13 protein-coding genes and 1 other annotated feature are annotated in these 15,602 nt (G+C 41.9%); all 13 genes read left to right on the top strand.

Features of this window, described 5'->3' with window-relative positions:
• Positions 1-230 precede the first annotated feature (230 nt).
• Positions 231-953, top strand: a complete 723-nt coding sequence (locus tag QZZ35_RS05095; protein ID WP_291236420.1) for a ComF family protein — start codon at positions 231-233, stop codon at positions 951-953.
• A 153-nt stretch (positions 954-1,106) separates the two neighbouring features.
• Complete coding sequence (gene rpmG / locus QZZ35_RS05090; RefSeq protein ID WP_291234763.1) at positions 1,107-1,256, top strand: 50S ribosomal protein L33; 150 nt, start codon at positions 1,107-1,109, stop codon at positions 1,254-1,256.
• Between the two features lie 25 nt (positions 1,257-1,281).
• The gene (gene secE, locus QZZ35_RS05085) at positions 1,282-1,482 is read left to right on the top strand and encodes a preprotein translocase subunit SecE (protein WP_291234764.1); all 201 of its coding nucleotides are present in this window, start codon (positions 1,282-1,284) and stop codon (positions 1,480-1,482) included.
• A 13-nt stretch (positions 1,483-1,495) separates the two neighbouring features.
• The gene (nusG, locus tag QZZ35_RS05080; protein ID WP_291234765.1) at positions 1,496-2,011 is read left to right on the top strand and encodes a transcription termination/antitermination protein NusG; all 516 of its coding nucleotides are present in this window, start codon (positions 1,496-1,498) and stop codon (positions 2,009-2,011) included.
• Positions 2,012-2,092: 81 nt separating this feature from the next.
• Positions 2,093-2,518 carry a 50S ribosomal protein L11 gene (gene rplK / locus QZZ35_RS05075; protein WP_291234766.1) on the top strand — a complete coding sequence of 142 codons (426 nt, stop codon included), beginning with the start codon at positions 2,093-2,095 and terminating at the stop codon, positions 2,516-2,518.
• Between the two features lie 106 nt (positions 2,519-2,624).
• Positions 2,625-3,317 (top strand): 50S ribosomal protein L1, encoded by a 693-nt coding sequence (gene rplA / locus QZZ35_RS05070; RefSeq protein ID WP_291234767.1) that lies wholly within the window; start codon positions 2,625-2,627, stop codon positions 3,315-3,317.
• A gap of 42 nt (positions 3,318-3,359) precedes the next feature.
• Positions 3,360-3,514 (top strand) — a sequence feature (ribosomal protein L10 leader region).
• Positions 3,515-3,546: 32 nt separating this feature from the next.
• Positions 3,547-4,044: a 50S ribosomal protein L10 gene (rplJ, locus tag QZZ35_RS05065; protein ID WP_291236419.1), complete on the top strand. Its 498-nt coding sequence runs from the start codon at positions 3,547-3,549 to the stop codon at positions 4,042-4,044.
• Positions 4,045-4,081: 37 nt separating this feature from the next.
• On the top strand, positions 4,082-4,456 hold the full coding sequence (gene rplL, locus QZZ35_RS05060; RefSeq protein WP_291236418.1) for a 50S ribosomal protein L7/L12: 375 nt from the start codon (positions 4,082-4,084) through the stop codon (positions 4,454-4,456).
• Positions 4,457-4,704: 248 nt separating this feature from the next.
• Positions 4,705-8,547 (top strand): DNA-directed RNA polymerase subunit beta, encoded by a 3,843-nt coding sequence (gene rpoB / locus QZZ35_RS05055; protein ID WP_291236417.1) that lies wholly within the window; start codon positions 4,705-4,707, stop codon positions 8,545-8,547.
• A 17-nt stretch (positions 8,548-8,564) separates the two neighbouring features.
• Positions 8,565-12,239 (top strand): DNA-directed RNA polymerase subunit beta', encoded by a 3,675-nt coding sequence (gene rpoC, locus QZZ35_RS05050; RefSeq protein ID WP_291236416.1) that lies wholly within the window; start codon positions 8,565-8,567, stop codon positions 12,237-12,239.
• Positions 12,240-12,487: 248 nt separating this feature from the next.
• Complete coding sequence (gene rpsL, locus QZZ35_RS05045; protein ID WP_291236415.1) at positions 12,488-12,910, top strand: 30S ribosomal protein S12; 423 nt, start codon at positions 12,488-12,490, stop codon at positions 12,908-12,910.
• A gap of 256 nt (positions 12,911-13,166) precedes the next feature.
• The gene (rpsG, locus tag QZZ35_RS05040; RefSeq protein WP_291236414.1) at positions 13,167-13,637 is read left to right on the top strand and encodes a 30S ribosomal protein S7; all 471 of its coding nucleotides are present in this window, start codon (positions 13,167-13,169) and stop codon (positions 13,635-13,637) included.
• A gap of 43 nt (positions 13,638-13,680) precedes the next feature.
• Positions 13,681-15,602: elongation factor G (gene fusA / locus QZZ35_RS05035; RefSeq protein ID WP_291236413.1), on the top strand; the 1,922-nt coding region annotated here is incomplete at its 3' end.

Here is a 15,602-nt window from a genome sequence, read left to right as displayed (position 1 = left end):
GTGCATCACTATCATTCCTCAAGTGACGGTTCAAACTGTATTTCATAAAAAATGAAAAATATTAAAAAAAAATCTGCTGACACCGGTTTGTGTCACTTAGGAATTCAGGTAACTTATTTAATGAGAAATATTAGCGACAAAACAAAAACCCCTTGTATGTTCGCATATAAAACCTAATAAGTTCCACGGTGCCGGCCAGAGAGCCGGCACCAATTTTTTGAGGTGGTAAGATGAATATATTGGAATGGATTTACCCGCCGAGATGTCCTCTCTGCGGAGAGCTTGTGGCGATGAATCGAGAAAAAGTCCATAAAGTTTGTTATAAAAATCTGATCCGGGTACGGGAGCCTCTCTGTAAGCACTGTGGGAAACCGCTTATGTCGGATGAGGAGAAAATAGTAGAATATTGTCAGGACTGCAGGCGACGCAGACAAAACCTTGATAAGGGCTTTGATCAGGGGAGAGCTGTCTGGGTCTATGAGGGTCAGATTCAAAAGTCACTTATGGATTATAAGTATAAAGGGATGAAAAGCTATACCGATTTTTATGGGCAGGAAGCTGTCCGGGCGTGGGGCAGCTGGATTCGGAAGAAGGATCCCCAGGTTCTTGTGCCGGTGCCGATCCACAGCAGAAAGAAGCGTATCCGGGGATTTAATCAGGCAGAGCTTCTCGCAGGATCCATTGGAAAATTTATGGATATTCCTGTGGATGAATTATTGTGCCGCAAACGGTGGACAGAGCCTCAGAAGGCAGTTTCCGGCCGGGAGCGTCGACATAATCTGACAAAATCCATTGAAGCTGTGGACAGAGCCGGTGATTATGAGCGCGTTATGTTGATAGATGACATTTATACGACAGGCAGTACAATGGAAGTGTGTGCCGAAATTTTAAAGAAAAAAGGAGTGAAAGAAGTGTATTTTCTGACCATATGCATCGGATATGGGAATGGATAAGTGTTATTTTTGGCTTAAAATCTGGAAAAAAGGAAAAAATACAGTTGACGGCAGACATAATATCGTTGTATAATGGATGAGCTATGGAAGCGGTCTTTTTTTTATGCCTAAAATTAAAGACCATTAGAATAAATATAAGTGGAGGTGGAAGTTGTGCGCGTTAGAATCACATTGGCATGTACAGAATGTAAGCAGCGTAATTACAACATGACAAAAGAGAAAAAAGCTCATCCGGACAGAATGGAAACTAAAAAATACTGCAGATTCTGTAAAAAACACACATCACACAAGGAAACCAAGTAATTTGCGTTAGCAAGGAGTGAACAGTATGAGCGATATGGAAAAAGCAAAAAAGACTGGAAAGCTCAGCCAGATTAAAGCTGAATTTAAAAGAGTGATCTGGCCGGATCGTACGACAGTACGTAAAGAGACGACAGCCGTTGTCACTGTCTCCGTATTATTGGGCTTGTTGATCGCATTACTTGATATTGGTCTCCGTTACGGAGTCGATTTCCTTATTTCGCTGTAGGAAAGGTGAAAGTATGTCAGAAGCAAAATGGTATGTAGTTCATACCTATTCAGGCTATGAAAACAAAGTGAAGGCGAATATCGAAAAATCTATTCAGAATTTACATCTGGAAGACCAGATTCTGGAAGTACAGGTTCCGATGCAGAATGTTATGGAAGTAAAGAATGGCCAGAAGAAGAGTGTTCCTAAGAAACTCTTCCCGGGATATGTTCTTCTCCACATGATCATGAACGACGAGACCTGGTATGTAGTACGTAACACCCGGGGTGTTACCGGATTTGTCGGACCGGAGTCAAAACCTGTGCCGTTAACGGAAGAAGAGATGCTTCCGCTGGGCATCAGCAGCGAAAACGTTCAGATTGATTATGAAGTCGGCGATGCCGTACGCGTAGTTTCCGGTGCCTGGGAAGAAACTGTGGGCATTATCCGCAGTATTAATCAGGCAAAACAGTCGGTGACCATCGGAGTTGAGATGTTCGGCCGTGAGACGTCTGTTGAGATCAGCGTCTTAGATATTCGAAAAATGTAAAACAGAAATGGTCTGCATATGTGAGCAGACTGTGGGAGGGAGATTCCCGCAATTACCACAATATTCAGGAGGTATGCTATTATGGCAAAGAAAGTCACAGGATATATTAAATTACAGATTCCTGCTGGTAAAGCAACACCAGCACCACCAGTTGGTCCAGCTTTAGGTCAGCATGGTGTTAACATTGTACAGTTTACAAAAGAATTCAATGCAAGAACTGCAGATAAAGGAGATTTAATCATCCCTGTTGTTATCACAGTTTACAATGACAGAAGCTTCAGCTTCATCACAAAAACTCCGCCTGCAGCAGTTCTTTTAAAGAAAGCCTGCAACCTTAAATCTGGTTCTGCAGTACCTAACAAAACAAAAGTTGCAACAATTTCCCAGGATAAGATCAGAGAAATTGCTGAGATGAAGATGCCAGACTTAAATGCTGCAAGCATTGAAGCTGCTATGAGCATGATCGCCGGTACAGCAAGATCTATGGGTATCAAAGTAGAAGAATAAGTCAAGTAATGGCTTGGATGCTCGTATTTAATTTCGAATGAATTTTAATTTGTTATAGACAGTGGGAGGGTAGCTCCCGATAATACCACAAGGAGGATTTTTAATCATGAAAAAAGGAAAGAGATATGTAGAGTCTGCAAAATTAGTAGACCGTACAAATCTTTATGATGTAGATGAAGCAGTTAGTATTTTAAAGAAGACAGCAAGTGCAAAATTCGATGAGACAATCGAAGCACATATCCGTCTTGGTGTTGATGGACGTCACGCTGATCAGCAGGTTCGTGGTGCAGTTGTTCTGCCTCACGGAACAGGTAAAACAGTTCGTGTACTCGTATTTGCTAAAGGTGATAAAGTTGCAGAAGCTGAAGCAGCTGGAGCAGATTATGTAGGCGGCGAAGAATTAGTTCCAAGAATCCAGAAAGAAGGATGGTTGGATTTCGACGTTGTTGTTGCTACACCGGATATGATGGGTATTGTTGGTCGTCTTGGTCGTGTACTCGGACCTAAAGGCTTAATGCCAAACCCAAAAGCTGGTACAGTTACTATGGATGTAACAAAAGCTATCAACGATATCAAAGCTGGTAAGATTGAATACAGACTGGATAAATCTAATATTATTCATGTGCCAATCGGAAAAGCTTCTTTCGAAGAAGAAAAATTAGCGGACAACTTCCATACATTAATCGGAGCAATCAATAAGGCAAAACCAGCCGCTGCTAAAGGTCAGTATTTAAGAAGTGTTGTTATCTCTTCCACAATGGGACCTGGTATCAAACTTAATCCTGTTAAATTAGCATAATTACTGGTTTTTTGATTGACAACCACTTTAAAAGGTGATATATTATTAAAGCGAATGCTGCCAGAGACAGCAGGTACCGTTATGGTGTAAGTTATAAACGCCTGCCGAGGGAGACTATTGAATCTGATATTCAGATCTTTTTGAAATAGTTTATTGAACCTCTCTGTCTATGGATAGAGAGGTTTTTTCAATGGCGGTACACTTAAATTCTATAAGGAGGTGCACCAACGTGGCAAAAGTTGAATTAAAACAGCCGATCGTAGAAGAAATCGCTGCATTACTTAAAGACGCTCAGGCATTAGTTGCTGTTGATTATCGTGGTCTTACAGTTGAACAAGATACACAGCTTCGTAAATCTCTCAGAGAAGCAGGTGTAACTTATAAAGTTTATAAGAACACTTTAATCAAACGTGCCGTAGCAGGAACAGAATGGGAAAAAATCGCAGATGTTCTTGAAGGACCTACAGCAATTGCTGTAAGCACAGAAGATGCTACAGCTCCAGCAAGAGTTTTATTCGAAGCTGGTAAGAAGATGCCGAATCTTGAGCTTAAAGCAGGTATCGTAGCTGGTGAATACTACGACGATCAGATGATCAAAGTTATCGCAACAATTCCATCCAGAGAAGTTCTTCTTGGAAGATTACTTGGAAGTATCCAGGCTCCTGTTGCAAACTTTGCTCGTGTTATTAAACAGATTGCAGAAAAGAACGAAGAAACTGCAGCTTAATTGAAATTATTAAAATTTAAATTGGAGGTAAATCATAATGGCAAAATTAACTACAGCTGAATTTATTGAAGCTATCAAAGAATTATCCGTTTTAGAGTTAAATGAATTAGTAAAAGCATGTGAAGAAGAATTTGGTGTATCTGCAGCAGCAGGTGTTGTTGTAGCAGCAGCAGGTGCTGGTGAAGCAGCAGCTGAAGAAAAAACAGAATTTGATGTTGAATTAACAGAAGTTGGTCCAAACAAAGTTAAAGTCATCAAAGTTGTTCGTGAAGTAACAGGTCTTGGCTTAAAAGAAGCTAAAGAAGCTGTTGACAGCGCTCCAAAGATCGTTAAAGAAGGCGCTAGCAAAGAAGAAGCTGAAGAAATCAAAGCTAAATTCGAAGCTGAAGGTGCAAAAGTTACAATTAAATAATTGTAGATACGTATCCTATGGGCTGTCGCACAATGTGCGGCAGCCCTTTTTTTAAGGGACAGTTTCCCCGCCTCAATGTGCCGGGAAACTGTCCCTTAAAAAAAGGGGCTTGACAGGGGAAGGGTATTGCTCTATAATATTATGATGCAATTAGTATGGAGCTTTAGGCCTTTCTGGCCTTGGTTTTGTTGCCAATTCAGCAACTTTTTAACTGTCTTTTCGAATTATTAAGGGGTGAAAAACCGTCAATGAACAGTATGAAGCGTATTAAGCCAGTGAAATCTGGCAAAGGCATTCGTATGAGCTATGCAAAACAGCGTGAAGTTCTCGAGATGCCAAACCTCATTGAAGTACAGAAAAACTCATATCAGTGGTTTCTGGATGCCGGTTTAAAAGAAGTATTTGAAGATATTTCTCCAATCGCAGATTACAGTGGCCATTTAAGTCTTGAATTTACAGATTTTACATTATGCAAAGATGATGTGAAATATAGTATTGATGAATGTAAAGAAAGAGATGCAACTTATGCAGCACCGTTAAAAGTGCGTGTGCGTCTCATTAATAAAGAAACGGATGAAATTAACGAGCACGAGATCTTTATGGGAGATCTGCCTCTGATGACAGAGACAGGTACTTTTGTGATCAACGGTGCAGAGCGAGTTATCGTAAGCCAGTTGGTACGTTCTCCTGGTATTTACTATGGTATCGGTCATGATAAGATTGGTAAGAAGCTGTATTCCTGTACAGTTATTCCAAACCGTGGTGCATGGCTTGAATATGAAACAGATTCGAATGATGTATTCAGTGTCCGTGTAGACCGTACACGTAAAGTTCCTGTAACTGTTCTGCTTCGTTCTCTCGGTGTTGGAACAAACCAGGAAATTATCGATATGTTCGGTGAAGAACCGAAGATCCTTGCAAGTATTTCCAAGGATACATCCACGAATTATCAGGAAGGTCTTCTTGAATTATATAAGAAGATCCGTCCGGGTGAACCGCTTGCTGTTGAAAGTGCCGAGAGTCTGATCAATGCCATGTTCTTTGATCCTAGACGTTATGATCTTGCAAAAGTAGGCCGTTACAAATTCAATAAGAAACTTGCATTAAAGAACAGAATCAAAAACTTCCCGTTAGCAGAAGAAGTAGTTGATACTTCAACAGGCGAGATTATCGCTGAAGCAGGTACAATTGTCACAGAAGAACTGGCAAATCAGATCCAGAATGCGGCTGTTCCTTATGTTTTTGTACAGACAGAAGAAAGAGTTGTCAAGATCTTATCCAATATGGCTGTTGACCTTACAAGCTGGGTTGATGTGGATCCGGAAGAAGTCGGTATTTCAGAAAAAGTTTATTATCCTGTTTTAAGTTCTATTCTTGAACAGAATGAAGATATTGAATCTATTAAAGACGCTATTCGCAAAAATGTAAGCGAATTAGTGCCAATGCACATTACAAAGGAAGATATTTTTGCTTCCATTAACTATAATATCCATCTTGAATATGGTATTGGAAATGATGACGATATTGACCACCTGGGCAATCGTCGTATCCGTGCAGTCGGAGAACTTCTTCAGAACCAGTATCGTATTGGTCTTTCACGTATGGAGCGTGTTGTGCGTGAGCGTATGACAACTCAGGACCTCGAAGGTATTTCTCCACAGTCTCTGATCAACATTAAACCGGTTACAGCGGCTGTTAAAGAATTCTTTGGAAGTTCCCAGCTGTCCCAGTTCATGGATCAGAACAACCCGCTGTCTGAGCTGACACATAAACGTCGTCTTTCCGCATTGGGACCTGGCGGTCTTTCACGAGACAGAGCCGGTTTCGAGGTACGAGACGTACATTACTCCCATTACGGAAGAATGTGTCCGATCGAGACACCTGAAGGTCCGAACATCGGTCTGATCAACTCTCTGGCATCTTATGCACGTATTAATCAGTATGGCTTTATTGAGGCACCATATCGTGTTCTGGATAAAACAGATCCTAAGAATCCTCGCGTAACCGATAAGGTTGTTTATCTGACAGCTGATGAAGAAGATAATTATACGGTTGCACAGGCCAACGAACCAATTGATGCGGACGGATATTTTGTGAATAACAATATTTCCGGTCGTTATCGTGAAGAAACATCCGAGTTTGAAAAATCCAAAGTGGATCTTATGGACGTTTCCCCTCGTATGGTCTTCTCTGTTGCTACATCCATGATTCCTTTCCTTCAGAACGATGATGCCAACCGTGCTCTGATGGGTTCCAACATGCAGCGTCAGGCAGTACCTCTTATGCTGACAGATTCTTCTATCGTCGGTACAGGTATGGAACAGAAGGCAGCTGTTGACTCCGGTGTATGTGTTGTCGCAAAACATGGCGGTATTGTTGAACGTTCTGCAGCCAGCGAGATCATTGTGAAGACAGATGACGGCAAGAGAGATGTTTATAAATTACAGAAATTCATGGGAAGTAACCAGGGTGCATGCTACAATCAGCGTCCAATCGTATTTAAGAATGAACGTGTTGAAGCAGGCGATGTTCTTGCGGATGGTCCATCCACATCTCAGGGTGAGCTTGGTCTTGGAAAGAACCCTCTGATCGGCTTTATGACATGGGAAGGTTACAACTTCGAGGATGCGGTTCTTTTAAGTGAACGTCTTGTTCAGGAAGATGTCTATACATCTATTCATATTGCTGAATATGAAGCAGAAGCAAGAGATACAAAACTCGGACCGGAAGACATCACACGTGATGTTCCTGGTGTTGGTGATGATGCACTTAAGAATCTGGATGAAAGAGGTATTATCCGTGTTGGTGCGGAAGTTCGTGCCGGAGATATTCTTGTCGGTAAGGTTACACCAAAGGGTGAAACAGAACTGACAGCAGAAGAACGTCTTCTTCGTGCGATTTTCGGTGAAAAAGCAAGAGAAGTGCGTGACACATCTCTTAAAGTACCTCACGGTGATTATGGTATTATTATTGATGCCAAAGTATTTACAAGAGAAAACGGAGATGAACTTCCACCGGGAGTAAATGAATCCGTTCGTGTATATATTGCTCAGAAACGTAAGATTTCCGTTGGTGATAAGATGGCCGGACGTCACGGTAACAAGGGTGTTGTTTCCCGTATTTTACCTGTGGAAGATATGCCGTTCCTTCCAAACGGACGTCCTCTGGATATTGTATTGAACCCATTAGGCGTACCTTCCCGTATGAATATCGGACAGGTCCTTGAGGTTCATTTAGGTCTTGCCGCAAAAGCACTTGGTTTCAAATTGGAAACACCGGTATTTAACGGTGCGGACGAAGAAGATATTATGCAGACACTTGAACTTGCCAACGATTATGTGAATAAGTCCTGGGAAGAATTCACAGAGCTGTGGAAAGATAAACTTTCTGAAGAAACTTATAACTATCTGGAAGAACATATGGATTATCGTGAAGAATGGAGAGGCGTTCCAATCGATCGTACCGGTAAAGTCCGCCTTCGTGACGGACGTACAGGTGAGGAATTTGACAGTCCGGTTACTGTCGGATACATGCATTATCTGAAGCTCCACCATCTGGTTGATGATAAGATCCATGCACGTTCCACCGGTCCTTACTCTCTCGTTACACAGCAGCCTCTGGGTGGTAAAGCTCAGTTTGGTGGACAGCGTTTCGGTGAGATGGAGGTTTGGGCACTGGAAGCATACGGTGCATCTTATACACTTCAGGAGATCCTCACATTCAAGTCCGATGATGTTACTGGCCGTGTGAAGACTTATGAAGCAATTATCAAAGGTGAAAATATTACAGAACCAGGTATTCCGGAATCCTTCAAAGTACTTCTTAAAGAACTTCAGTCACTGGCATTGGATGTACGTGTTCTGCGTGATGACCAGACAGAGGTTGAGATCGGTGAAACTGTAGATTATACGGATGATGAAGAATATCGCAATTTTATGAACAGCCATAAGAATTATATGGATCAGGATGAGTCCTTTGGTGATTATGGTTATAGAGAACAGACAGTCGAAGACAATGGATTTGTCGATGTCAGTGATGATTCTGTTGACAGTGAAGACTTCGACCTGTATGAAGACATGGATCTGAATTAAAGAAAGGAGTGTCGTGAATGCCTGAAATGATGAGCAGTGAAGCATTTCAACCGATGACATTTGATGCCATTAAGATTGGACTTGCTTCCCCTGAGAAAATCAGAAGCTGGTCACATGGTGAAGTAAAAAAACCTGAGACCATTAACTATAGAACTTTAAAACCTGAAAAAGACGGTTTATTCTGTGAACGTATTTTCGGACCTCAGAAAGACTGGGAATGTCACTGTGGTAAATATAAGAAAATCCGTTATAAAGGCGTTGTCTGTGACCGCTGTGGCGTAGAGGTTACAAAGTCTAATGTGCGTAGAGAACGTATGGGACATATCGAGCTTGCAGCTCCAGTGTCACACATCTGGTATTTTAAAGGTATTCCAAGCCGTCTTGGCTTAATCCTTGACATGTCTCCTCGGAATCTGGAAAAGGTACTGTATTTTGCTTCCTATGTGGTTCTCGACAAAGGAGAGACAGATTTACAGTATAAACAGGTCCTTTCTGAGAAGGAATACAGAGATGCTTATGATAAATTCGGTAATACATTCCGTGCAGGTATGGGTGCAGAATCTATCAAAGAGCTTCTGGAAGCGATTGATCTGGAAAAAGAAGCAGAAGAACTTAAAAAAGATCTGAAAACTTCTACAGGACAGAAACGCGCACGTATTATCAAACGTCTTGAAGTTGTTGAAGCTTTCCGTACATCCGGAAACCGTCCGGAATGGATGATCTTAACAGTTGTCCCTGTTATTCCACCGGATATCCGTCCAATGGTACAGTTGGACGGCGGACGTTTCGCCACATCTGACCTGAACGATTTATATCGTCGTATTATTAATAGAAATAACCGTTTAAAACGACTCCTTGAACTTGGAGCACCGGATATCATTGTCCGCAATGAAAAACGTATGCTTCAGGAAGCTGTAGACGCCCTGATTGATAATGGACGCCGTGGACGTCCTGTTACAGGTCCTGGAAACCGTGCGCTTAAATCCCTTTCAGATATGCTTAAAGGTAAACAGGGACGTTTCCGTCAGAACCTTCTTGGTAAACGTGTTGACTATTCCGGTCGTTCCGTTATCGTTGTCGGTCCTGAACTTAAGATTTATCAGTGTGGTCTTCCAAAAGAAATGGCAATCGAATTATTTAAACCTTTCGTTATGAAAGAGTTAGTTGCCGGCGGACTTGCACATAATATTAAATCTGCTAAAAAGATGGTTGAACGTCTTCAGCCGGAAGTATGGGATGTGCTGGAAGATGTTATTAAAGAACATCCGGTTATGCTTAACCGAGCACCTACACTTCACCGCCTTGGTATTCAGGCATTCGAGCCTGTACTTGTTGAAGGTAAGGCGATCAAGCTGCATCCATTGGTATGTACAGCTTACAATGCCGACTTCGATGGTGACCAGATGGCTGTCCATGTACCGCTTTTCGTTGAAGCTCAGGCAGAATGCCGCTTTATGCTCCTTTCACCAAACAACCTGTTAAAACCTTCAGACGGTGCGCCTGTAGCCGTTCCTTCACAGGATATGGTCCTTGGTATTTACTATCTGACATTGGAAAAACCAGGTGATAAGGGTGAGGGCAAATTCTTCCGAAATGTCAACGAAGCGATCATGGCTTATGAAAATAAAGTCATTACGCTTCAGGCAAGAATCAAGATCCGTAAAGAAGGTTACGTGAATGGAGAGAAGACCAGCCGTATCATTGAATCTACACTGGGACGTTTCATTTTTAATGAAATTATTCCTCAGGATCTCGGATTCGTTGACCGTTCGCTGCCTGAAAATGATCTTGTTCCTGAAATTGATTTCCTTGTCGGAAAGAAACAGTTAAAGAAGATTATTGATAAATGTATTAATACACACGGTGCAACAAAGACTGCAGAGGTGCTCGACCTGATTAAATCCACAGGTTATAAATATTCTACAGTCAGTGCGATTACCGTATCTGTCTCCGATATGTCTGTGCCGGAAGCAAAAAAACAGCTCATTGAAGATGCAGAAAAGACAATTGAAAAGATCACAAAGAATTTCCGTCGTGGTTTCACAACAGAAGAAGAACGTTATAAAGCTGTTGTTGAAACATGGAAACAGGCCGATGATAAAATTACAGACGCCCTGTTATCCAACCTGGATAAATACAATAACATTTATATGATGGCTGACTCCGGTGCCCGTGGTTCTAACCAGCAGATCAAACAGCTTGCAGGTATGCGTGGTCTTATGGCCGATACTTCCGGTCGTACAATCGAGCTGCCGATCAAGTCAAATTTCCGTGAAGGTCTTGACGTACTGGAATACTTTATTTCCGCTCACGGTGCTCGTAAAGGTCTGTCCGATACAGCCCTTCGTACAGCCGACTCCGGTTACCTGACACGTCGTCTTGTTGATGTTTCTCAGGATCTGATCATCCGTGAAACAGACTGCTGCGAAGGTACAGGCGAGATTCCGGGAATGTGGATCAACGCATTTATGGATGGTAAGGAAGTTATTGAAAGCCTTGAAGACCGTATGACCGGACGTTATGCGGCAGAAGATATTGTTGATCCTGAGACAGGAGAGATCCTTGTAAAAGCGAACACAATGATCACACCAAAACGTGCTGCAGCAGTCGGCAAGGCAGGCATTGATAAAGTGAAGATCCGTACCGTTCTTTCCTGCCGTTCTCATATCGGTGTGTGTGCAAAATGTTATGGTGCGAATATGGCAACAGGCCAGGCTGTTCAGGTTGGTGAAGCTGTCGGTATTATCGCTGCTCAGTCCATCGGTGAACCTGGTACACAGCTTACAATGCGTACATTCCATACAGGTGGTGTAGCCGGTGATGATATCACACAGGGTCTTCCTCGTGTCGAAGAGCTTTTTGAAGCAAGAAAGCCGAAGGGTCTTGCTATTATCTCTGAATTTGCCGGTGTAATCAGCATTAAAGATACAAAGAAAAAACGAGAAGTTGTTGTTACAAACAATGAAACAGGTGAGACAAAAGCTTATCTTATTCCTTACGGTTCAAGAATCAAAGTACTTGAAGGTCAGGTAATTGAAGCTGGTGATGAGCTTACAGAAGGTAGTGTAAATCCACACGATATCTTAAAGATTAAAGGTGTTCGTGCCGTACAGGATTACATGATTCAGGAAGTTCAGCGTGTATACCGTCTTCAGGGTGTAGATATCAACGATAAGCATATCGAAGTTATTGTACGTCAGATGCTTAAGAAGATCCGCATTGAAAACAGCGGTGATACAGACTACCTTCCGGGTACACTGGTAGATGTTCTTGATTTCGAGGAAATCAATGAAAATCTTATGGAACAGGGAAAAGAACCGGCTGAGGGAAGTCAGGTTATGCTTGGTATCACAAAAGCATCTCTGGCAACAAATTCCTTCCTGTCTGCTGCTTCCTTCCAGGAAACAACAAAAGTTCTGACAGACGCTGCAATCAAAGGTAAAGTTGATCCGCTGATCGGTCTGAAGGAAAACGTTCTGATCGGTAAGCTGATTCCGGCCGGAACCGGTATGCGCCGTTATCGCGGAACGCGTCTGAATACAGATGTTCAGCCTGAGTTTGAAGTAAGACTGGAAGAAGATGACGTGGTATTATCTGATACATCTATGGAATATGAGGGTGAAGCTCCGGTTGAATCCGAAGATTTCACAGAATCTGAAGAAGCATCTGTTATCGGTCTTGTTGAAGAGTAATTTTATATGGTAATCATAGAATCCGCAGGCGTAAGGCCTGCGGATTTTGATTATAAAGTAAAAAAAAGGATATACTTTATTATAGGTACAGTAAAAAAACCAAAAAACTTTTAATAAAATCAATTGACAAGAAAAAAAATAGTTGCTATACTCAAGAAGTGTGCGTAATCAGACAAAAACTGTTATGTACATTTGAAATTTCCGTAGATTTACGGCAACCTATTTATCATACGCAGGAGGTGAAAATAATGCCAACATTTAACCAGTTAGTAAGAAAAGGAAGACAGACTGTAGAAAAGAAATCTACAGCACCAGCACTTCAGAAAGGTTACAACTCCCTTCACAAGAGACCTACAGACCAGTCTGCACCTCAGAAACGTGGAGTTTGTACAGCAGTTAAGACAGCGACTCCTAAAAAACCTAACTCAGCTCTTAGAAAGATCGCCAGAGTACGTCTTTCCAACGGTATTGAAGTAACAAGTTATATCCCAGGTGAAGGTCACAACCTTCAGGAACATAGCGTTGTACTTATCCGTGGTGGTAGAGTAAAAGACTTACCAGGTACAAGATATCACATTATCCGTGGTACTCTCGATACAGCTGGTGTAGCTAAGAGAAGACAGGCTCGTTCCAAATACGGTGCTAAGAGACCTAAGGACGCTAAGAAATAATACTGTTTCCAAACCAAATACTATTGCGGCGAATGTAGCATTATTTTACCAGGCAGCTTAGGTTGCAGGTTGATATAAAACGCGATTCGGCGCGAACACGTAGGGAAGCTTCTTTGAGTAATGAGGCTTTCACGCAAACGGGGATGACCCGGTCATGGAAGACTCATGAAGTGTTGCAGGGAAGCACTGGTGAGTACCTATGAATTAAATAGCCGGTTCGGAGTTTTCGGACGGCAATATTAAGGAGGGAAGTAACGTGCCAAGAAAAGGACATATTGCAAAAAGAGACGTATTAGCAGATCCTATTTACAATAACAAGGTTGTAACAAAATTGATCAACAACATTATGTTAGATGGTAAAAAGGGTGTTGCTCAGAAGATTGTATACGGTGCATTTGAGAGAGTGGCAGAGAAAACTGGCAGAGATGCAGTAGAAGTTTTCGAAGAAGCTATGAACAATGTAATGCCAGTATTAGAGGTAAAAGCTCGTCGTATCGGTGGTGCAACATATCAGGTACCAATCGAAGTAAGAGCTGACAGAAGACAGGCATTAGCACTCAGATGGATCACACTTTACTCTCGTAAGAGAGGCGAGAAGACTCAGGAAGAAAGACTCGCTAATGAAATTATGGATGCAGCAAACAACACAGGTGCATCTGTTAAGAAGAAAGAAGACATGCACAAGATGGCAGAAGCAAACAAAGCATTTGCTCATTACAGATGGTAAGCTTTGTCTTGCTGCCTGACTGATTTATAAGGAGGAATTATCCTTGGCTGGAAGAGAATATCCATTAGAGAGAACCAGAAATATTGGTATCATGGCGCATATTGATGCTGGTAAAACAACAACAACAGAGCGTATTTTGTACTATACCGGTGTTAACTATAAAATTGGTGATACTCATGAAGGTACTGCAACAATGGACTGGATGGCACAGGAACAGGAAAGAGGTATCACAATTACCTCTGCTGCCACAACATGTCACTGGACATTGCAGGATCACTGTAAACCAAAGGAAGGTGCTTTAGAGCATCGTATCAATATCATTGATACCCCTGGACACGTAGACTTTACAGTAGAGGTTGAACGTTCCCTTCGTGTACTCGACGGTGCTGTCGGTGTATTCTGTGCAAAGGGCGGTGTAGAACCTCAGTCTGAAAATGTATGGCGTCAGGCTGACACATACAATGTACCTAGAATGGCATTTATTAACAAGATGGACATTCTTGGTGCTAACTTCTACGCAGCAGTAGATCAGATTCGTAACAGATTAGGTAAAAATGCAATCTGCATTCAGTTACCAATCGGTAAAGAAGATGAATTTAAAGGAATCATTGACTTGTTTGAAATGCAGGCTTACATCTATAATGATGAAAAAGGTGATGACATTTCTATCGTTGATATCCCAGAAGATATGCAGGATGATGCTGAACTTTATCGTACAGAACTCGTAGAAAAAATCTGCGAATTAGATGATGATTTAATGATGGCTTATCTTGAAGGCGAAGAACCAAGCAATGATGAACTGAAAGCTGTATTAAGAAAAGCAACATGTAACTGTGAAGCAGTTCCTGTTTGCTGTGGTACAGCATATAGAAACAAAGGTGTTCAGAAATTACTGGACGCAATTGTAGAATTTATGCCATCTCCAGTTGACATTCCTGCAATCAAGGGTGTTGATATGGACGGTAATGAAGTTGAAAGACATTCTTCTGATGAAGAACCTTTCGCAGCTTTAGCATTTAAGATTATGGCTGACCCATTTGTAGGTAAACTCGCATTCTTCCGTGTTTACTCCGGTACATTGAACTCCGGTTCTTATGTATACAACTCTACAAAACAGAAAAAAGAACGTGTTGGCCGTGTTCTTCAGATGCATGCTAATAAGAGAGAAGAACTGGATAAAGTTTATTCCGGTGATATCGCAGCAGCTGTTGGTTTCAAAGTAACATCAACAGGTGATACAATCTGTGATGAACAGCATCCGGTTATTCTTGAGTCCATGGAATTCCCAGAACCAGTTATCGAGCTCGCAATCGAGCCTAAGACAAAAGCTGGTCAGGGCAAGATGGGTGAAGCTTTAGCTAAACTTGCTGAAGAAGACCCTACATTCCGTGCTCATACAGATCAGGAAACTGGCCAGACAATCATCGCTGGTATGGGTGAACTTCATCTTGAAATCATCGTAGACAGACTTTTACGTGAATTCAAGGTTGAGGCTAACGTAGGTGCTCCTCAGGTTGCTTACAAAGAAACATTCACAAAACCAGTTGACGTTGACAGCAAATATGCTAAACAGTCCGGTGGTCGTGGACAGTATGGTCATTGTAAAGTTAAATTCGAGCCAATGGATCCAAATGGTGAAGAAACATTCAAGTTTGAATCCACAGTTGTTGGTGGTTCTATTCCAAAAGAATATATCCCGGCAGTTGGTGAAGGTATCGAAGAAGCATCCAAAGCTGGTATCCTTGGCGGATTCCCGGTACTTGGTGTTCATGCAACTGTATATGATGGTTCTTATCATGAAGTCGACTCTTCTGAAATGGCATTCCATATTGCAGGTTCCCTTGCATTCAAGGATGCTATGAAGAAAGGTAATCCGGTATTACTTGAGCCAATCATGAAAGTAGAAGTAACTATGCCGGAAGAGTACATGGGTGATGTTATCGGTGATATCAACTCCCGTCGTGG

The sequence above is a fragment of the Frisingicoccus sp. genome (assembly GCA_016298055.1).
Classification (GTDB): Bacteria; Bacillota; Clostridia; order Lachnospirales; family Lachnospiraceae; genus Frisingicoccus.
This window is presented reverse-complemented; position numbering and strand designations above follow the sequence as displayed.

Excerpts from the sequence above, each read along its gene's own strand:
- rplK (WP_291234766.1), top strand. The coding sequence starts at position 2,093 with ATGGCAAAGAAAGTCACAGGATATATTAAATTACAGATTCCTGCTGGT.
- rpoB (WP_291236417.1), top strand. The coding sequence starts at position 4,705 with ATGAACAGTATGAAGCGTATTAAGCCAGTGAAATCTGGCAAAGGCATT.
- nusG (WP_291234765.1), top strand. The coding sequence starts at position 1,496 with ATGTCAGAAGCAAAATGGTATGTAGTTCATACCTATTCAGGCTATGAA.
- QZZ35_RS05095 (WP_291236420.1), top strand. The coding sequence starts at position 231 with ATGAATATATTGGAATGGATTTACCCGCCGAGATGTCCTCTCTGCGGA.
- rpsL (WP_291236415.1), top strand. The coding sequence starts at position 12,488 with ATGCCAACATTTAACCAGTTAGTAAGAAAAGGAAGACAGACTGTAGAA.
- rpoC (WP_291236416.1), top strand. The coding sequence starts at position 8,565 with ATGCCTGAAATGATGAGCAGTGAAGCATTTCAACCGATGACATTTGAT.
- rplA (WP_291234767.1), top strand. The coding sequence starts at position 2,625 with ATGAAAAAAGGAAAGAGATATGTAGAGTCTGCAAAATTAGTAGACCGT.
- rplL (WP_291236418.1), top strand. The coding sequence starts at position 4,082 with ATGGCAAAATTAACTACAGCTGAATTTATTGAAGCTATCAAAGAATTA.
- secE (WP_291234764.1), top strand. The coding sequence starts at position 1,282 with ATGAGCGATATGGAAAAAGCAAAAAAGACTGGAAAGCTCAGCCAGATT.